This window comes from Paragemmobacter amnigenus, from assembly GCF_009908265.2.
GTDB classification, from domain to species: domain Bacteria; phylum Pseudomonadota; class Alphaproteobacteria; order Rhodobacterales; family Rhodobacteraceae; genus Paragemmobacter; species Paragemmobacter amnigenus.
This window is the reverse complement of record NZ_JAAATX020000001.1, coordinates 117744-136563: the sequence shown is the minus strand read 5'-3', so window position 1 is coordinate 136563 and position 18820 is coordinate 117744. Positions and strand designations below refer to the sequence as shown.

Below are 18820 nucleotides of genomic sequence, written 5' to 3'. Positions count from 1 at the left end.
TCGTGGATCAGGATTTTCGCAGAAAATCCTGCCGCAGGCGGGCGCGGGTTTCGGTCACAAAGGCTGCGGGATCGGCAGGAGAGAGGCCCAGTTCCGCGAGTTTGTCGAAGAAGCCCCGCGCGGGCAGGCCGCCCGACAGGCGCCCTTCGAGAAGGGCGGCGCGCTGGGGGCGGTTCGCGGCGGCGTCCTGTTCCATCAGCGATTCAAGGGCTGCGGTCAGGTCCGCGACGCGCCAGCCCAGATCGCGGGCCAGCGCGCCGTAAGTGACCGTTTTTCCATGAAAAGCCAGCTCTGCGAGCCGGCTTTCAAGGTCACTCATCGGCCTGTTCGGCCACGCGGGCGACAGAGACGACATCCTCGCCCTCGGCCACGTTGAAGACGCGGACACCGCCGGCAGAGCGCGAGCGGAAGCTGATCTGGTCGACCGGCGTGCGGATCGACTGGCCGGTGGAGGTTGCGAGCATGATCTGGTCGGACGGGTCCACCGGGAAGGCCGCGACGATGCGACCGCCGCGCGGGCCGGGCGAGATGGCCTTGACGCCCATGCCGCCGCGACCGCGCACGGGGTAGTCGTGGCTGGACGACAGTTTCCCCGACCCGCCCGCGGTGACGGTCAGGATCAGGTCTTCGGCCGCCGACATTTCGGCATAGCGTTCGGGCGAAAGCTGGCCTGCGGCGACGGTCTCTTCCTCGTCATCGCTGGCCTCGTCCTCGGTTACGCCGGCCATGAGGCGGCGCTGTTTGAGGTAGGCGGCGCGTTCCTCGGCCTCGGCCTCGAAATGGCGGATGACGGCCATGGAGACGACGCGGTCGCCCTCGGCCAGACGGATGCCGCGGACGCCGGTGGAGTCGCGGCCCTTGAACACGCGCACCTCGGTCGTGGGGAAGCGGATGGCGCGGCCCATATGGGTGACGAGGAGGATGTCGTCATTCTCGTCGCAGATGCGGACATTCACGAGGCTGGTGCCTTCGGGAAGGTTCATCGCGATCTTGCCGTTGCGCTTGATGTTGGTGAAGTCCGACAGCGCGTTGCGGCGCACGTCGCCATCCGAGGTGGCGAAGAAGACCTGAAGCGCGCTCCATTCCTCTTCCGGGACGTCGATGGGCATGATGGCGGCGATGGAGACGCCGGTGTCGATGGGCAGGATGTTGACCATCGCCTTGCCCTTGGCCGTGCGACCCGCGAGCGGCAGGCGCCATGTCTTCATCTGGTAGACCATGCCGTCGGTCGTGAAGAAGAGAAGGGCGGTGTGGGTATTTGCGACGAAGAGGGTGGTGACGACGTCATCCTCTTTCGTCTGCATCGAGGACAGGCCCTTGCCGCCGCGGTTCTGGGCGCGGAATTCGGCCAGCGGCGTGCGTTTGATATAGCCGCCCGAGGTGATGGTGACGACCATATCCTCGCGTTCGATCAGATCCTCGTCGTCCATGTCGCCGGACCAGTCCTGGATCTCGGTGCGGCGGGGGACGGCGAAGGCGGCTTTCACCTCGCGCAGCTCGTCCGAGATGATGGCCATGATGCGGTCGCGGGAGGACAGGATGTCGAGGTAATCCTTGATCTTCGCGGCGAGTTCTTCGAGTTCGTCGGTGACTTCCTTGACGCCGAGCGCGGTGAGGCGCTGCAGGCGGAGTTCGAGGATGGCGCGGGCCTGAGCCTCGGACAGGTTGTAGGTGCCGTCGTCGTTCATCGTGTGCGACGGGTCGTCGATCAGGCGGATATAGGCCGCGATGTCGGCGGCGGGCCAGCGGCGCGTCATCAGCTTGTCGCGGGCCTCGGCGGCGTCGGCAGAGGCGCGGATGGTGCGGACGACTTCGTCCACGTTCGACACGGCGACGGCAAGGCCGCAGAGGATGTGCGAGCGTTCGCGGGCCTTGCGGAGCTCAAACGCCGTGCGGCGGGCCACCACTTCCTCGCGGAAGGTGATGAAATGGGTGAGGAAATCCCGCAGGGTGAGCTGTTCGGGACGCCCGCCGTTCAGCGCCAGCATGTTGCAGCCGAAGGAGGTCTGCATGGGGGTGAAACGGTAAAGCTGGTTCAGCACCACGTCGGGGGTGGCGTCGCGTTTGAGTTCGATCACCACGCGCACGCCGATCCGGTCGGATTCGTCGGCCACGCCCGAGATGCCCTCGATCTTCTTTTCGCGGACCATTTCGGCGATCTTTTCGATCATGGACGCCTTGTTCACCTGATAGGGAACCTCGTCCACGATGATGGCGAAGCGGTCCTTGCGGATTTCCTCGACCCGCGTCTTGGCGCGGATGATGACGCTGCCGCGGCCTTCGAGATAAGCCTTGCGCGCGCCGGAGCGGCCGAGGATCACGGCGCCCGTGGGGAAGTCGGGGGCGGGGATGATTTCCATCAGCGCCTCGGTCGACAGGTCGGGGTTTTCGATGAGGGCGAGCGTGCCGTCGATCACCTCGCCCAGATTATGGGGCGGGATGTTGGTGGCCATGCCGACGGCGATGCCGCCCGCGCCGTTGACCAGCATGTTGGGAAAGCGGGCGGGAAGGACGGTGGGTTCGCGGTCCTTGCCGTCGTAATTGTCCTGGAATTCGACCGTTTCCTTGTCGATATCGGCCAGAAGGAAGGCGGCGGGCTTGTCCATCCGCACTTCGGTATAGCGCATGGCGGCGGCGGCGTCGCCGTCCATGGAGCCGAAATTCCCCTGTCCATCCAAGAGCTTGAGCGACATGGAGAAGGGCTGCGCCATCCGCACCAGCGCGTCGTAAATGGCCGAGTCGCCGTGGGGGTGGTATTTCCCCATCGTATCGCCCACCGGCCTTGCGGATTTGCGGTAGGATTTGTCATGCGTGTTGCCGGATTCGTGCATCGCATAGAGGATGCGGCGGTGGACCGGCTTCAGGCCGTCGCGCAGGTCGGGAATGGCGCGGGAGACGATCACGCTCATGGCGTAGTCGAGATAGGCCGTCTTCATCTCGTCCGCGATGGAGACCTGCGGGCCGTGCCACGGGGTCTTCGGGGCGGAATCTTCGGTGTTTTCAGGGGTTTCGGGCGTGTCGTTCACGTGAGCCTAAGCCTTCCTGCGCGCGCGCTAGATGTAGTTGCGCGCGACCTTACACCATCCTGCATCTTGGGTGCAATGCGCGATGGGCGGGACGGTTGGCAGCCGCGGTGGCGGAGTGCCAACATATTGAAATCGTTGCCGGAAAAGACGAATCGCGGCAGCCTTTTCCAAGGCGAGGCAGCAAGGAGGCGCGCATGACCCTTGGACAGAGGCGGGGCGAGGTGGAGTTGATGCTGAAGGGCTATGGGCTGACGACGGCGGAAATCTTCTACCGGATGCCGGATTATCGCAATGTTCTCAACACCTTCGTGTGGCAGCACTATGATCTGGCGCCAGATTATCCGGAGTTGTTCCGTTTCATCGAGTTCTGGCAGGAAAAGATCGAGGGGCCGTTGCATTCGGTGCGGTTCACCCATCGCAAGCTGATCGCGCCGAACGAGTGGCGCAATGTGGTGGGGGAGTTCCGGCTGCAGTGACGGGGGGCGGGAGGGGGGCGGGGTGAACCCCGCCCTACGGTGTCCGGTTTCTGTGCCGCAACCTGTGCCGCAACCTGTCAGCACGCGGCGGGCTGTGGCGTAGGGCGGGGTTAACCCCGCCATCGGGGTGCGTCCGGCGCCTTGCCCTAGGCGGCGCGCAGGAGCATCCCGAAGAGGTCGCGCGGATCGTCGGGATCGGCGATCATGTCGAGGTCTTCGTAGAGACCCGTTTCCGCGAGTTTGGAGCGGATGTAGGTCAGCGCCGAGAAATCCTCGATCGCGAAGCCGACGGAGTCGAAGAGCGTCACCTGCGCGGGGTCGGTGCGGCCCGTGGCGCGGCCTGCGATGACCTGCCAGAGTTCGGTGACGGGGTGGTCGGGGGGGAGTTGCTGGATCTCGCCCTCCACCCGCGTCTGGGGCGGGTATTCGACGAAGATCGACGCGCGGCGCAGGATGTCGGGGTGGAGTTCGGTCTTGCCCGGGCAGTCGCCGCCGACGCCGTTGATGTGGACGCCCGCGCCCACCATGTTGTCGGTCAGGATCGTGGCGTTGGTCTTGTCGGCGGTGACGGTGGTGATGATCTGCGCGCCGAGGATCGCCTCTTCCGCCGTGCGGCAGGGGGTCACGGTCAGGCCGGTGTGCGCGAGGTTCTTCGCGCATTTGGCGGTGGCGGCGGGGTCGATGTCGTAGAGGCGGATATGGGTGAGGCCGCAGACGGCCTTGAAGGCCAGCGCCTGGAATTCGGCCTGCGCGCCGTTGCCGATGAGGGCCATGGTCGTGGCCCCGCACGGGGCGAGCCATTTGGCGGCCAAGGCGCTGGTGGCGGCTGTCCGCAATGCGGTCAGGATGGTCATTTCGGACAGGAGCACGGGGTAGCCGGTTTCGACATCGGCCAGAAGGCCGAAGGCGGTGACGGTCTGCAGGCCACGCTTCATGTTGGAGGGGTGGCCGTTGACGTATTTGAAGCCGTAGGTCCGCCCGTCGGAGGTGGGCATGAGTTCGATGACGCCGACGTCGGAATGCGACGCGATGCGGGGTGTCTTGTCGAACTGGGCCCAGCGGAGGAAGTCGGCCTCGATCGCGGCGGCGAGGTCGGCGAGCATGGGTTCCACGCCGATGCGGTGGACGAGTTTCATCATGCGGTCGACCGAGACGAAGGGGACGAGGTTCAGCATCACATGTGGCTCCGTGTGGGGCGGTCAAAGACCTTGCGCCCCATGAGGGAGGCGACAAGGTCGACCATCAGCCGCGCGGTGCGGCCGCGTTCATCGAGGAAGGGGTTGAGTTCGACGAGGTCGAGGGATGTCACGAGGTCGGATTCGTGGAGGAGTTCCATCACCAGATGCGCCTCGCGGAAGGTGGTGCCACCCGGGACGGTGGTGCCGACGGCGGGGGCGATGGAAGGGTCGAGGAAATCGACGTCGAGCGAGACATGCAGCATCCCGCCTGCCGCCCGGACGCGGGTGAGGAATTCGCGCAAGGGCGCGACGATGCCGCGTTCGTCAAGGACGCGCATGTCATGGATGGCGATGTCATGGGTCAGGAGGGCCGCATGTTCGGCAGGGTCGACCGAGCGGATGCCGAAGAGGCAGATGTTCTGCGGCGGGATGGGTTCGGGAAAGGGCGGGAAGGCGTCGAAGCCGTCGCGGCCTGCGATATAGGCGACGGGGGTGCCGTGCAGGTTGCCGGAGGTGGTGGTGAGGGGGGTGTGGAAGTCGCTGTGCGCGTCGAGCCAGAGGAGGAAGAGGGGGCGGCCCTGACGTTTGGCAAAGGCCGCGGCGCCCGCGACAGTGCCGAGGGCGAGGGAATGGTCGCCCCCCATGACGATGGGCAGGCCGTCTTGCGAGAGGGCGTCGTCGACGCGGTCGGCCAGTGTTTCGGTCCATGCCACGGTTTCGGGCAGCGAATGGACGGCGGGGTTTGGGGTGGTGACGGGCTTGAGGTCCGTGATGGTGACGTCGCCCCAGTCCTGCAGCCCGTGGCCGAGGTCGCGGATCGCCTGTGCGATCCCTGCCACGCGATAGGCAGAGGGGCCCATGAGACAGCCGGGGTAGCGTTGCCCGCTGTCGATCGGGGCGCCGATGAGGATGGCGTTGGACATGGGAGACTCCTTCTGCTGGGCAGGGTGTTACCGGGTTGCGGCGAATCCTAGCGCTGATATGGTCGATCTGGACAGGGGATTGTTCGGAACGGCGGGGAAATTGGCCATGATGGACGAAGTGGACCAGCGGCTGGTGGCCGAGTTACGCCGCGACGGGCGGGCGGCGCTGTCGGATCTGGCGGACCGGCTGGGGCTGAGCCGTGCGACGGTCAGGGCGCGGATGGAGCGGTTGACGGCCAAGGGCGAGATCGCGGGGTTCACGGTGGTGACGCGGGGGGATGTGTCCTCTTCGCCCGTGCGGGCCTTGATGATGATCGGGATCGAGGGGCGCGGGGGCGAGAAGATCATGGCGCGGCTGGGGGGCTTGCCGCAGGTGCAGGCGGTGCATTCGACGAACGGGCGGTGGGATGTGATCGTGGAACTGGGGACGCAGACCCTGCTGGAGCTGGACGAGACGATCCACCGGATCCGGGCGATGGAGGGGGTGACGGTGTCGGAGACGAACCTGCTTTTGTCGACGCGGAAGGCGGGGCGGAGGTAGGTTTCTTCCTGAGGTTTGGATTTTGGCGCCAAAGCGCAACAGTCGGGTCTTGCCCGTGGCCCAAAGCCACGGGCCGCGCACGTCCCGCCGCACCGGGACGTGCGCCAGAGGCGCCCGCCCCGGCGTGACGCGCGCGTCCCTACCGGCGGTCACTCGAAACGCGCCACTGGCGCCTTTCGAGCGCCCTTCCGCGTCAGGCTCACAGGATGCGCGTTCAACCCTTCGTCACCACCTGCGACGCGGGCGCGCAGCCCCATTGGAGGTGGCGCGGTTTGGGCCTATGGTCTGCACCGACAGAAGAGAGGGCCGCCATGATCGTCGAGCTTGGGCATTTCGCGTTGATACTGGCGCTGGCGGTGGCGGTGATCCAGTCCGTCGTGCCCCTGATCGGGGCGGAGCGCAGGAATGCGGCCTGGATGGCGGTGGCGGACCCTGCGGCGGTGGTGCAGTTCCTGCTGGTAGCGTTCTCCTTCGCGGCGCTGACCTATGCCTTTGTGGTGTCCGACTTTTCGCTGTCACTGGTCGTCAGCAATTCGCACACCCTGAAGCCCATGCTTTACAAGATTTCGGGCGTCTGGGGGAACCATGAGGGGTCGCTCCTGCTGTGGGTGCTGATCCTGTCGCTCTTCGGGGCATGTGCGGTGTGGTTCGGGGGGAACCTGCCGCCGCAACTGAAGGCGCGGGTGCTGGCGGTGCAGGGGATGATCGGGGTGGCCTTCATGCTGTTCATGCTGCTGACCTCCAACCCGTTCTGGCGGCTGGAGGTGCCGCCGCTGGACGGGCAGGACCTGAACCCGCTGTTGCAGGACCCGGGGTTGGCCTTCCATCCGCCGTTCCTGTATCTGGGCTATGTCGGGCTTTCGATGTCCTTCAGTTTCGCCGTCGCTGCCCTGATCGAGGGGCGGGTGGATGCGGCCTGGGGGCGCTGGGTGCGGCCATGGACGCTGGTCAGCTGGGTCTTCCTGACCATCGGCATCGCGCTGGGGTCGTGGTGGGCCTATTACGAACTGGGCTGGGGCGGGTTCTGGTTCTGGGACCCGGTGGAGAACGCGTCCTTCATGCCGTGGCTGATCGCCGCCGCCCTGCTGCATTCGGCCATCGTGGTGGAAAAGCGCGAGAGCCTGAAGGCATGGACGATCCTGCTGGCGATCCTTGCCTTCGGCTTTTCGCTGATCGGGACCTTCATCGTGCGCTCCGGTGTCATCACATCCGTCCATGCCTTTGCCAATGATCCGGAGCGGGGGGTGTTCATCCTGCTGATCCTTGGCGTCTTCATGGGGGGCGCGCTGACGCTGTTTGCGGCGCGCGCGGGGGCGATGGAGGCGAAGGGCGTCTTCGGCATGGTCAGCCGCGAGAGCGCGCTGGTGGCCAACAATATCCTGCTGGCGGTGTCGGCCTTTGTCGTCTTCTTCGGGACGATCTGGCCTTTGGTGGCGGAGCTGGTCTTTGACCGCAAGCTGAGCGTGGGCGAGCCCTTCTTCAACGCGGCCTTCTCGCCCTTTGTGGTGGCGCTGGCGGCGATCCTGCCCATCGGCGCGATGATGCCGTGGAAGCGGGGCGATGCGGGGCGGGCGATGCGGCCGCTGTGGCCGGTGCTGGTGCTGTCGCTGGCGGTGGGCGCGCTGGTCTGGGCGATGCAGACGGGGCGGTCGGCGCTGGGGCCGGTGGGGGTGATCCTTGGCCTTTGGGTGGGTTTCGGGGCCCTTGCGGATTTCTGGGCGCGCACGGGGCGCGGCGGGGCGCTGGCGGGCCGCGTGGCGCGGCTGGGGCGGCTGCCGCGGGCGGATTGGGGGAAGATGGTGGCGCATGGGGGGCTGGGCGTCACGATCTTTGCCGTGTCGGCCATGCTGGCCTGGAAGACCGAGGATATCCGCGTGGTGCAGGTGGGCGGAAGCTATCCCCTTGGCCCCTACGAGGTGACGCTGGTCGATGTGCGCGAGGAGGCGGGGCCGAATTACACCACCACCATGGCCGAGATGCGGGTGACGCGCGGCGGGGCCGATGTGGCGGTGCTGTTCCCCGAAAAGCGGGTCTATCCCGTGGCGGGGATGCCCACGACGGAAGCCGCGATCGATTACGGTTTCCTGCGCGACATCTACCTTGTGATCGGCGATCCGCAGGATAACGGCGGCTGGGCGGTGCGGTCCTATATCGAGCCCTTTGCCAACTGGCTGTGGGGGGGCTGCATCCTGATGGCGCTGGGTGGCCTGCTGAGCCTGACGGACCGGCGCTATCGCGTGGCGGCGGGGGCTCGGCGGGCGCCTGCGGGGGTGCCTGCGGAATGAGGGGGTTTGTCTGGCGTGGCGGGCTGAAGCCCGCCCTACTTGCCTTGGCTCTGGTGATGGCTGTGCCGGTCCATGCGGTGCAGCCCGAGGAGATGCTGGCCGACCCCGCGCTGGAGGCGCGGGCGCGGGCGCTGTCGAAGGGTTTGCGCTGTCTGGTCTGCCGGAACGAGAATATCGACGATTCCGACGCGCAACTGGCCAAGGACCTGCGCGTCCTGCTGCGCGAGCGGCTGGTGGCGGGGGATAGCGACGAGGAGGCGGTGGCCTTCCTTGTGGACCGCTATGGCGAATATGTGTTGCTGAACCCGCCCGCGACGGGGGCGAATATCCTGCTGTGGATCGCGGGGCCTGCGATGCTGCTGGCGGGGGCGGGGATTGCCTTTGCCACCTTCCGGCGGCGCGGGTCGGCCGCTGCCGAAGGGTTGAGCGAGGAGGAAAAGGCGCGGCTGGCGGAAATCCTGAAGGAGTGACGCGGGGTCGGGCTTTTCCTTGCGCCGTTCCCCGTTAGGGTGGGGGAAAAGCGGAGGGGGACCATGGCCTATCGGACGATCACGGTGACGGTGGAGGGGGGTGTGGCGACGCTGACCCTCAACCGGCCGGAGGTGATGAACGCGCTGTCGTCGCTGATACGGGCGGAGTTGCTGGAGGCGTGGCGGGATGTGGAGGGGCGCGCGCGTTGCATCGTGCTGACGGGGGCGGGGCGGGCCTTCTGTTCGGGGCAGGACCTGCAGGATGCGATGGCGCTGGGCGAACTGGACCTTGGCCGCGTGCTGGCCGAGGAATATGAGCCGCTGTTGAAGGCGGTCTATGATTGCCCCGTGCCGACGATCGCGGCGGTGAACGGGGCGGCGGCGGGGGCGGGGGCGAACCTTGCGCTGGCCTGCGATGTGGTGATCGCCTGCGAGAGCGCGAGTTTCATCCAGGCCTTCACGCGGATCGGGCTGATCCCCGATGCGGGGGGGACGTGGTGGCTGCCGCGTCAGGTGGGGATGGCGCGGGCCATGGGGGCGGCGCTGTTTGCCGAGAAGATCGGCGCGCGGCAGGCAGCAGACTGGGGCATGATCTGGGAGGCGGTGCCGGATGATGCCTTTGTCGCCCATGTGGCGGCGCGGGCCGGGGCGCTGGCGGCCGGGCCGACGGTGGCCTACCGGCTGGTCAAGCAGGCGCTGCGGGCGTCGCCCGCGAACGGGCTGGAGGCGCAACTGGCGCTGGAGGCGCGGTTGCAGGCCGAGGCGGGGGCGACCGAGGATTTCCGCGAGGGGGTGGCGGCGTTTCTGGAGAAGCGGCCCGCGCGGTATCGGGGGGCGTGAGGGGGCGAATTCTGACGCAGAATTCGCGGCGGAATTTGACGCAAATTCCGGGGCCTGAGGGCGGGATGCGGTTCCTGCGTTCAGGAACCGCCGCGAAATCTGCGTCAGATTTCGCTTTACGCCCCGCGCGAGAGTGCCGCGACGCCCGTGCGGGCCAGTTCGCGCAGGCCGAGGGGGCGCATCAGGTCGGCGAAGGCGTCGATCTTTTCCGGCGTTCCCGTGATCTCGAAGACGAAGCTTTCCAGCGTCGAGTCCACCACATTGGCGCGGAAGATTTCGGCCAGACGCAGCGCCTCGATCCGCGCGTCACCTTTCCCCGCCACCTTGAGAAGCGCGAGTTCGCGCTGTACGGCGGGGCCTTCGGCGGTCAGGTCGTGGACTTCGTAGACCGCGACCATGCGGCCAAGCTGCGCCTCGATCTGGTCGATCACAGAGGGGGTGCCGGAGGTGACGATGGTGATGCGCGAGCGGTGGCCGGTATGGTCCACCTCGGCCACGGTGAGGCTGTCGATGTTGTAGCCGCGGCCCGAGAAGAGGCCGATGACGCGGGCAAGTACGCCCGGTTCATTCTCGACGATCACGGCGAGCGTGTGGCTTTCCACGACCTGGCTGTGGTGGTCGCGCAGGTCATAGGCCGAATGGCTCGTGGAGCCTTTTTTGATATTGAGCGCGGACATCCGCCACTCCCTTCATCTGTTCACAAATATCCTGCGGGGGGTGCGGGGGGTGCAAAACCCCCCGCCTGCGACGGGTCAGACCAGAACCGCGCCCTTGGCGCCGATCACACCTTGGGTGTCGGCCTCGCCCAGGAGCATCTCGTTATGCGGCTTGCCCGACGGGATCATGGGGAAGCAGTTTTCGTGCTTTTCCACGAGGCAGTCGAAGATCACCGGACCGTCGTAGCGGATCATTTCCATGATCGCGTCGTCGAGGTCTTTCGGATCGCTGCACTTGATGCCCTTGCAGCCGAAGGCTTCGGCCAGTTTCACGAAATCGGGGAGGCTTTCGGACCACGAATGCGAGTAGCGTTCGCCGTGCAGCAGTTCCTGCCACTGGCGCACCATGCCGAGGCGTTCGTTGTTCAGGATGAACTGCTTCACGGGCGCGCGGAACTGCATCGCGGTGCCCATTTCCTGCATGTTCATGAGCCACGACGCCTCGCCCGCCACGTTGATGACCAGGGCGTCCGGATGGGCGATCTGCACGCCGATGGAGGCGGGCAGGCCATAGCCCATCGTTCCCAGACCGCCGGAGGTCATCCAGCGATGCGGGTCCTCGAACCCGAGGAACTGGGCCGCCCACATCTGGTGCTGGCCCACTTCGGTGGTGATGTAGCGGTCCATGCCCTTGGTCAGGGCTTCCAGCCGTTGCAGGGCGTATTGCGGCTTGATGGTCTTTTCGCTGTTCTTGAAGGACAGGCAGTCCACCGCGCGCCATTCGGCGATCTGCTTCCACCACTTGTCCAGACCGCCCTTGTTGGTCTTGGAGCCGCGGGCGCGCCACTGGCGCAGGACTTCTTCCAGAACCAACGTGACGTCGCCCACGATCGGGACATCGACGCGGATCACCTTGTTGATGGAGGACGGGTCGATGTCGATATGGGCTTTCTGCGAATGGGGCGAGAAATCCTTGACGCGGCCGGTGATGCGGTCGTCGAAACGGGCGCCGATGTTGATCATCAGGTCGCAGCCGTGCATGGCAAGGTTGGCCTCATAGAGCCCATGCATCCCGAGCATCCCCAGCCAGTTCTTGCCCGACGCGGGATAGGCGCCGAGGCCCATCAGGGTGGAGGTGATGGGGAAGTTGGTTTCCGCCACCAGCTCGCGCAGCAGCGCCGAGGCGCGGGTGCCGGAGTTGATGACGCCGCCGCCGGTATAGAGGATCGGGCGTTCGGCCTGTTCCATCATCTCGACCAGACGGGCGATCTGGGCGGCGTCGCCGTCCTTGCGGGGCTGGTAATGGCTGATGCGGGTCTTGTCGCGTTCGGTGTAGGTCGCGGTGGCGAACTGCACGTCCTTCGGGATGTCGATCAGCACCGGGCCGGGGCGGCCGGAGGTGGCGACGTGGAAGGCCTGATGGATGGTTTCGGACAGTTTCGCCGTGTCCTTCACCAGCCAGTTGTGTTTCGTGCAGGGGCGGGTGATGCCGACCGTGTCGGCCTCCTGGAAGCCGTCGGTGCCGATCATGAAGGTGGGGACCTGACCGGTCAGGACCACGAGGGGGATCGAATCCATCAGCGCGTCGACAAGGCCCGTCACGGCATTGGTCGCACCGGGGCCCGAGGTCACCAGCACGACGCCCGGCTTGCCGGTGGAGCGGGCATAGCCTTCGGCCATGTGGACCGCGCCCTGTTCGTGGCGGACGAGGATGTGGCGGATGTCGTTCTGCTGGAAGATCTCGTCATAGATCGGCAGCACGGCGCCGCCGGGATAGCCGAAGACGACCTCGACCCCCTGATCCTTGAGGGCCTGAACCACCATCCGCGCGCCGGTCATCTGTTTCGTCATCTGCCTTCACCCTTTCGCGGGGCCTTCCGCCCCGTCATCGCGTCCACCGCGCAAGAAAAAGCCCCCGATCTTCGATCCGGGGGCGCATGGGAACCAATCTGGTCAGCGTTACCGCCCCATGCGCCATCGTCCTACAAGTACGAGAATACCGGACATGGTCTATCCTCTTGCGTTCGGGGCGGACACTAGGGCGGGCAGGAAGGGGCGTCAACCGCAAAACTTGGTGTAAAGTGTCGCGGTCGGCCGAAATTTTGTAACTTCGTTACGGATGCGGGTCCGTGCGCGCAATTTTCGCAAATCTCTGCGCTGCCGCACAGGGTATTCTGCCGGATTGAGTCGGATCAGGCGTTGGTACACGGGCGCGTTCAGGATATAGCGCCCCCAGACGGGCGGTGTCCGCCCCGTGACGGAGGGTCCATTTATGAAGCTTTACTATTCGCCCGGTGCCTGTTCGCTGGCCTCGCATATCGTTCTGGCCGAGAGCGGCGCGGATTACAGCATCGAGAAGGCGGATATCCGCGCCAAGAAGACCGAGAGCGGCGCGGATTTCACCGCGATCAGCCCACGCGGGGCGGTGCCCGTGCTGGTGCTGGATGATGGCGAGGTGCTGACCGAGGGCGTGGCGATCATGCAATTCGTGGCCGACAGCGTGACGCCGGGTGTGCTGCCCGCCGCAGGCACGCTGGCGCGGGCGCGGTTGCAGGAGGCGCTGAACTTCGTGTCGACCGAGGTGCACAAGACCTACAGCCCCTTCTTCCGCGGGATAGAGGGCGAGGCGAAGGCGGCGCAGGTGGCGCTCTTGGAAACACGGCTGAAACTGGTCGAGGAGCGGCTGGCGGACGGGCGGTCCTATCTGCTGGGCGAGCAGTTCACGCCGGCGGATGCCTATCTGTTCACCGTGACCAACTGGTCCAAGGGGATCGGGCATGACCTGTCGGCCTTCCCCAAGCTCGAGGCGATGCGCGCCCGTGTGGCGGCCCGTCCGGCGGTGCAGGCGGCGATGAAGGCGGAAGGTCTGCTGAAGTAACGGACCTTGCCGGAGCGCAAGAATGAAACCCGCGCAGGGGTAGCGCGGGTTTTTTTATTGCGCTGCCTTGCAGCGGGGCGCGGCGGAGTGTTCGGGCGCAAGTCGCTGAAATCACGATGGAATTGACGCATATATGCGCCGAAGTGTCGGATTCGGGGCCTGTCCGGCGCGGGCGCGGCGCGGAAAACCCTGCTGCGCTGCCGCAACTTGGGCTTGAAATGGGGCGGGCAGTGCCTACTCTCTCCGGACAAGCGAGCGCGTCAGACGGTCGCATAGTCAGGGGAGGAAGGTTTGCAGGGTCTTTTGACGCTTGCATCCGGTATTGACCGGATGAACCGCTTTTTCGGCATTGTCGCGGCGGTGCTGGTGGCGGCGGCCTGTGCGATCAGCGCGGGCAATGCCCTGTCGCGCTATGCGCTGGACCTGTCGTCGAACGCCTTTCTCGAAATCCAGTGGCAGATGTTCGCGGGCGTTTTCCTGCTGGGCGCGCCCTATGTGCTGAAGCTGAACGAACATGTGCGGGTGGATCTGATCTATGGCGGGCTGAATGCGCGGCGCAAGCTGTGGGTGGATGTGACCGGATACCTCGTCTTCTTCTTCCCCGTCTGCTTCATCATGCTGGAGATGGCCTGGCCCTGGGCCTGGACCAGCTATCTGGAGGGCGAGATTTCCGCCAATGCGGGGGGGCTGGCGGTGTGGCCCGCGAAATTCCTGCTGCCCTTCGGGTTCACGCTGCTGGCCCTGCAGGGGCTGGCCGAGTTCATCCGCCGCATCGCCGCCCTGCGCGGGGATATCGCGCTGGATGTCCGTTACGAAAAGCCCGTGCAGTGAGCGGAAGGACCCTCCATGCTTGATTACGGCCTTCTTGCGCCCACGATGTTCGGCGGGCTGATCCTGTTCCTGCTGTTCGGCTTTCCTGTCGCCTTCTCGCTGGCGGCGCTGGGGCTGGCCTTCGGCTTTGTCGCCATCGAGGTGGGGTATTTCGGACTGGCCTTCCTGCAGGCGCTGCCCGCGCGGGTGTTCGGGATCATGTCGAACGACCTGCTGCTGGCGATCCCATTCTTCACCTTCATGGGGGTGGTGCTGGAGAAATCGGGGCTGGCCGAGGATCTGATGGAAGGGTTCGGGCAGTTGTTCGGATCGGTGCCCGGGGGGTTGGCCTATGCGGTGATCTATGTCGGCGCGATCCTTGGCGCGATCACGGGGACGGTGGCGGCGAGCGTCATCGCCATCGGGATGATCTCGATCCCGATCATGCTGAAATACGGCTATGACATGCGGATCGGGACGGGGGTGATCGCGGCGTCGGGGACAATCACGCAGGTGATCCCGCCGAGCCTTGTCCTGATCGTGCTGGCCTTCCAGCTGGGCGTGCCGGTGGGGGACATGTATTGGGGCGCGGTCGGGCCGTCGCTGGCGCAGGTGGCGCTGTTCACGCTGTTCATCCTTGGCGTGTCGATCTTTGCGCCCAAGAAGGTGCCGCCGCTGCCGCCCGAGGCGCGCACGCTGCGCGGGGCGGCGCTGGCCAAGAAGCTGGCCTGGGGGATGGTGCCGTCGCTGGTGCTGATCTTCCTTGTGCTGGGGACGATCTTCATGGGGCTGGCCACGCCCACGGAGGCGGGGGCGATGGGATCGGTGGGGTCGGTGCTGCTGGCGCTGGCGCATGGGCGGTATTCCAACCGGATGGTGTGGGACGCGTCGGACCAGACGATGCGGATCACGGCGATGGTGATCTTCATCCTTGTGGGCGCGACGGTGTTTTCGCTGGTGTTCCAGGGGGTGAACGGCGGCAAGTGGATCGAGCACATGCTGTCCCACATCCCCGGCGGGCGGATCGGGTTCCTCATCTTTGTCAACGTGTTCATCTTCTTCATCGCCTTCTTCCTCGACTTCTTCGAGATCGTCTTCATCGTCGTGCCGCTGCTGATCCCCACCGCGCTGGCGCTGGATATCGACCTTGTCTGGCTGGGGGTGCTGCTCTGCGTGAACATGCAGACGGCCTTCATGCATCCGCCCTTCGGGTTCGCGCTGTTCTATCTGCGCGGGATCGCGCCGCCCGAGGTGAAGAGCCGCGACATCTATCTAGGGTCCATCCCGTGGATCGGGCTGCAGCTGATCCTTGTCGCGCTGATCATCGCATTCCCGGGGATCGTGGACGGGTTCATCTCCGAAGAGGTGCTGCTGGACGATGCCGCGGTGAGCCAGCAACTGGATGCGCTGCCCATGCCGGGGCTGGAGCCGCCGGCGCTGGATCTGGATCTTTCGCCGTCGCCCGCTCCGGCGCCGGCGGGTGACTGAAACTTTGAAAAGTGACACAAGGGAGGACTACATGAAGAGACGGAATTTCCTGACGACCGCTGCCGTCGGTTCGGCTGCGGCAGCGCTGGCCGCGCCTGCCATCGCGCAGGAGGCGCCGAAGGTCAGCTGGCGTCTGACCTCGGGCTTTCCCAAGGCGCTGGACACGATCTATGGCGCGGCCGAGGATTTCGCGAAATACGTGAGCGAGGCGACGGACGGCAACTTCCAGATCCAGCCCTTTCCGGCGGGCGAGATCGTCCCGATGCCGGAAGCCGCCGACACGGTGGCCGCGGGCACGGTGGAGATGACGCATACGGCGTCCTACTACTACTGGGGCAAGGACCCGACCTATGCGCTGGGCACGGCGGTGCCGTTCGGGTTGAACGTGCGGGGCCTGAACGCGTGGAACTATGACGGTGGCGGCATCGACATGATGAACGGGTTCTACAACAAGCAGAACCTGCATGCCTTCCCGGGGGGCAACACGGGCTGTCAGATGGGCGGCTGGTGGCGCAAGGAGATCACCAGCCTGGCCGATCTGGCGGGGGTGAAGATGCGCATCGGCGGCATGGGCGGCAAGGTGATGGAGGCGCTGGGCGTCGTTCCGCAGCAGATTCCGGGCGGCGAGATCTATCCGGCGCTGGAACGTGGCACCATCGACGCGGCGGAATGGGTCGGTCCCTATGACGACGAGAAGCTGGGTCTGAACAAGGTCGCGCCCTACTACTATTACCCGGGGTTCTGGGAAGGCGGCGCGATGCTGCATTTCATGATCAATCTCGACAAGTGGAACGAGCTGACGCCCGCCTACAAGGCGATTGTCGAGAGTGCGGCGGCGCGGGCCAATGCGACGATGCTGGCGAAATACGACTACCGCAACCCTGCCGCGCTGCGCAGCCTGATCGCGGGCGGGGCGCAGCTGAAGCCCTATCCGGATGACGTGATGGCCAAGGCCTTCGAGGAGTCCAACAAGCTTTACGCCACGCTGTCGGCGGAGAATGCGGATTTCAAGACGATCTTCGAAAGCCAGCAGGCCTATCGCAACGAGGCGAACCTGTGGAATCAGGTGGCCGAATACACCTTCGACACCTTCATGATCCGCAACCGCCCGCGCGGGTGAGGATCGTTCAGCGACCGGAGAGGGCCGTCCTGCGGGGCGGCCCTTTTCCTTTGTCGCGCGGGGGCAGGGCACAAGGGCGCGACGGTCGGGTCATCACCCGGGCCCAATGGCCCGGGTGGCGGCCGTCCCGCCCCCCCCGGGGCGGCCGCACGGGGTCCGTGCAGCCACCCCGGCGGGACGGCCGCCACCCTTGCGTCGTCCTTACCCCATCAGCCAGAGATAGCCGCCATAGGCACCGAGCAGCAGCGCACCGGCGATGCGGGGCAGGCCGCCCAGAAGGAAGGCGAGCAGCGTCAGGCCGACCGCCGTGGCCGCGGCCCATGGCATGTCGATCAGGGCAAAGCGCGCCTCGGCGGGAATGGGGGCGATGACGGCAGTGGTGCCAAGGATGCCGAAGATGTTGAAGACGTTGGAGCCGACGATGTTGCCCACCGCGATCTCGGTCTGTTTGCGGATGGCCGCGATGACCGAGGTGGCCAGTTCCGGCAGCGAGGTGCCGACCGCGACGATGGTCAGGCCGATCACCGCCTCGGAGATGCCGAAGCCGCGGGCGAGTTCGGTGGCACTGTCGACGAGCAGCCTTGCGCCGACGACAAGCACCACGAGACCGGCCGCCGTCATGGCCCATGCCTTCCATTGCGGGATGTCGCCCACCGTCACCTCGTCAGAGTCCTGCTTGCCCGTCAGGAAGGCCACGCCAAGGAAGGTGGCAAGTCCCGCGAGCAGCAGGATCCCTTCCAGACGGGAGATATCGCCGTCGAGCAGCATGACCCAGAGGATGGCGGTCGCGGCAAGCATGAAGCCCAGATCGCGCCAGAGCTTGCGAGCGGGGATCAGGAGTGGCGCGATCAGGGCCGAGACGCCGAGGATCAGCAGGATATTGGCGATGTTGGAGCCGACCACGTTGCCGATGGCGATGCCCGGCCTGCCTTCGAGCGCGGCCTGCACCGAGACCAGCATCTCGGGCGCGGAGGTGCCGAAGCCCACGATTGTGAGGCCGATCACCATGGGCGACAGGCGGAAATGGCGCGCCACCGCCGAGGCGCCGCGCACGAGATATTCGCCGCCGAAGAACAGGCACAGAAGGCCGATACCGAACAGTAGATAGGTCATGGATGCTCCCGCTTGGCCCGTTGCGCCGGGCTTGGCGCGGCGGGCTTGGGCAGAGATTGGGCTGGCGGGGCGGGATACAAGGCCGCAGCGGCGGGCGGGGGGCAAAATTCCCCGTCGGGTGGCGGGGTCGGGGGCGGACGTTGCCTTCCGGCCACGCTGTCGGTGTGGGGTCAGGAAGCGTCGCGCGGGGTGCGGGTGTCGGGCAGCGAGATGCGGGCCACCTGTTCCGCGATGGGGTCGACCGAGAGGGGGTGGAGTTCCGCCTTGTGGTCGGCCGGATCGCCGATGTCCTGCCAGCGCCCACCCTTGTAGATTTCCAGCGCGGGGAAGGTGGCCTTGTAGCCCATCTTGCGGCTGCCCGGCACCCAGTAGCCGAGATAGACGTAAGGCAGACCCGCCTCGGCCGCGATGGCGATGTGGTCGAGGATCACATAGGTGCCGAGCGAGAAGTCCGTCATGCCGGGGTCGTAGAAGCTGTAGACCATCGACAGCCCGTCATCGAAGACATCCGTCAGGCAGACAGCGGCAAGGGGACGTCCCCGCTCGCCCTCGCGCGCGGGGCGGGTGTATTCGATGACGCGGGATTTGATCGGCGTCTCCTCGATCATCGCGGCGAATTCGAAGATGTCCATGTCGGCCATCCCGCCATCGGCGTGGCGCGTGTCGAGATAGCGGCGGAAGAGCGCGAACTGGTCCTCGGTCGCCCAGGGCGAGGTGGCGTTGCGGCGCAAATCCTCGCATTTCTTCAGGATGCGGCGCTGGGTGCGGCGGGGGGCGAAGTCGGCGACGCGGATGCGGGCCGAGAGGCAGGCCGAACATTCCGCGCAGGAGGGGCGGTAGAGCACGTTCTGGCTGCGGCGGAAGCCCTGTTTCGACAGGGTGTCGTTCAGCTTCTGCGCGTGTTCGCCCTGCAGCGCGGTAAACAGCTTCCGTTCCATGCGCCCATCCAGATAGGGGCAGGGCTGGGGAGCCGTCACATAGAACTGGGGCGCGATGGGAAGGGTGTGGCGCATCTG

At 66.1% G+C, this 18820-nt stretch carries 17 protein-coding genes; 9 read left to right on the top strand and 8 right to left on the bottom strand.

Features of this window, described 5'->3' with window-relative positions:
• Window positions 1-7 precede the first annotated feature (7 nt).
• Together GU927_RS00715 and gyrA are read right to left on the bottom strand one after the other, a co-directional pair.
• Window positions 8-319, bottom strand: a complete 312-nt coding sequence (locus GU927_RS00715) for a hypothetical protein (protein WP_161760279.1) — start codon at window positions 317-319, stop codon at window positions 8-10.
• Window positions 312-3026 carry a DNA gyrase subunit A gene (gene gyrA / locus GU927_RS00710; protein WP_161760278.1) on the bottom strand — a complete coding sequence of 905 codons (2715 nt, stop codon included), beginning with the start codon at window positions 3024-3026 and terminating at the stop codon, window positions 312-314. The genes GU927_RS00715 and gyrA overlap by 8 nt, the downstream gene beginning before the upstream one ends.
• A 194-nt stretch (window positions 3027-3220) precedes the next feature.
• On the opposite strand from gyrA, the gene GU927_RS00705 reads away from it, so the two are divergent.
• A complete protein-coding gene (locus tag GU927_RS00705) occupies window positions 3221-3502 on the top strand; it encodes an usg protein (protein ID WP_161760277.1) in 282 nt (93 codons plus the stop codon).
• A 146-nt stretch (window positions 3503-3648) separates the two neighbouring features.
• Here GU927_RS00705 and GU927_RS00700 read toward each other — a convergent pair whose 3' ends face one another.
• Both GU927_RS00700 and rocF read right to left on the bottom strand, forming a co-directional pair.
• A complete protein-coding gene (locus GU927_RS00700) occupies window positions 3649-4677 on the bottom strand; it encodes an ornithine cyclodeaminase (RefSeq protein ID WP_161760276.1) in 1029 nt (342 codons plus the stop codon).
• A complete protein-coding gene (gene rocF / locus GU927_RS00695) occupies window positions 4677-5603 on the bottom strand; it encodes an arginase (protein ID WP_161760275.1) in 927 nt (308 codons plus the stop codon). The genes GU927_RS00700 and rocF overlap by 1 nt, the downstream gene beginning before the upstream one ends.
• Window positions 5604-5712: 109 nt before the next feature.
• Here rocF and GU927_RS00690 point away from each other — a divergent pair, with 109 nt between their 5' ends.
• From GU927_RS00690 to GU927_RS00675, 4 genes are all read left to right on the top strand, one after another.
• Window positions 5713-6144, top strand: a complete 432-nt coding sequence (locus GU927_RS00690) for an Lrp/AsnC family transcriptional regulator (protein ID WP_161760741.1) — start codon at window positions 5713-5715, stop codon at window positions 6142-6144.
• 311 nt (window positions 6145-6455) lie between these two features.
• Entirely contained in the window at window positions 6456-8429 is a 1974-nt protein-coding gene (locus tag GU927_RS00685) for a heme lyase CcmF/NrfE family subunit (protein ID WP_161760274.1), read from the top strand.
• A gap of 23 nt (window positions 8430-8452) precedes the next feature.
• The gene (locus GU927_RS00680) at window positions 8453-8899 is read left to right on the top strand and encodes a cytochrome c-type biogenesis protein (protein WP_161760740.1); all 447 of its coding nucleotides are present in this window, start codon (window positions 8453-8455) and stop codon (window positions 8897-8899) included.
• Window positions 8900-8962: 63 nt separating this feature from the next.
• Window positions 8963-9739 carry an enoyl-CoA hydratase-related protein gene (locus GU927_RS00675; protein ID WP_161760273.1) on the top strand — a complete coding sequence of 259 codons (777 nt, stop codon included), beginning with the start codon at window positions 8963-8965 and terminating at the stop codon, window positions 9737-9739.
• Between the two features lie 116 nt (window positions 9740-9855).
• Here the strand turns inward: GU927_RS00675 and ilvN are convergent, their stop codons facing one another.
• Complete coding sequence (ilvN, locus tag GU927_RS00670) at window positions 9856-10416, bottom strand: acetolactate synthase small subunit (RefSeq protein WP_161760272.1); 561 nt, start codon at window positions 10414-10416, stop codon at window positions 9856-9858.
• Window positions 10417-10491: 75 nt separating this feature from the next.
• Window positions 10492-12246 (bottom strand): acetolactate synthase 3 large subunit, encoded by a 1755-nt coding sequence (locus tag GU927_RS00665; protein WP_161760271.1) that lies wholly within the window; start codon window positions 12244-12246, stop codon window positions 10492-10494.
• 421 nt (window positions 12247-12667) lie between these two features.
• Between GU927_RS00665 and gstA the strand changes: the two genes are divergently transcribed.
• From gstA to GU927_RS00645, 4 genes are all read left to right on the top strand, one after another.
• Window positions 12668-13273 carry a glutathione transferase GstA gene (gene gstA, locus GU927_RS00660; protein WP_161760270.1) on the top strand — a complete coding sequence of 202 codons (606 nt, stop codon included), beginning with the start codon at window positions 12668-12670 and terminating at the stop codon, window positions 13271-13273.
• 330 nt (window positions 13274-13603) lie between these two features.
• Window positions 13604-14104 (top strand): TRAP transporter small permease subunit, encoded by a 501-nt coding sequence (locus tag GU927_RS00655; protein ID WP_232489081.1) that lies wholly within the window; start codon window positions 13604-13606, stop codon window positions 14102-14104.
• Window positions 14105-14119: 15 nt separating this feature from the next.
• The gene (locus GU927_RS00650; RefSeq protein ID WP_161760268.1) at window positions 14120-15571 is read left to right on the top strand and encodes a TRAP transporter large permease; all 1452 of its coding nucleotides are present in this window, start codon (window positions 14120-14122) and stop codon (window positions 15569-15571) included.
• Window positions 15572-15602: 31 nt separating this feature from the next.
• Window positions 15603-16691: a TRAP transporter substrate-binding protein gene (locus GU927_RS00645; protein WP_161760267.1), complete on the top strand. Its 1089-nt coding sequence runs from the start codon at window positions 15603-15605 to the stop codon at window positions 16689-16691.
• Between the two features lie 201 nt (window positions 16692-16892).
• Here the strand turns inward: GU927_RS00645 and GU927_RS00640 are convergent, their stop codons facing one another.
• Window positions 16893-17804 carry a calcium/sodium antiporter gene (locus GU927_RS00640; protein WP_161760266.1) on the bottom strand — a complete coding sequence of 304 codons (912 nt, stop codon included), beginning with the start codon at window positions 17802-17804 and terminating at the stop codon, window positions 16893-16895.
• A 170-nt stretch (window positions 17805-17974) separates the two neighbouring features.
• Window positions 17975-18817, bottom strand: coding sequence for an arginyltransferase (locus tag GU927_RS00635; RefSeq protein ID WP_161760265.1), 843 nt, complete (start codon window positions 18815-18817; stop codon window positions 17975-17977).
• Window positions 18818-18820 lie beyond the last annotated feature (3 nt).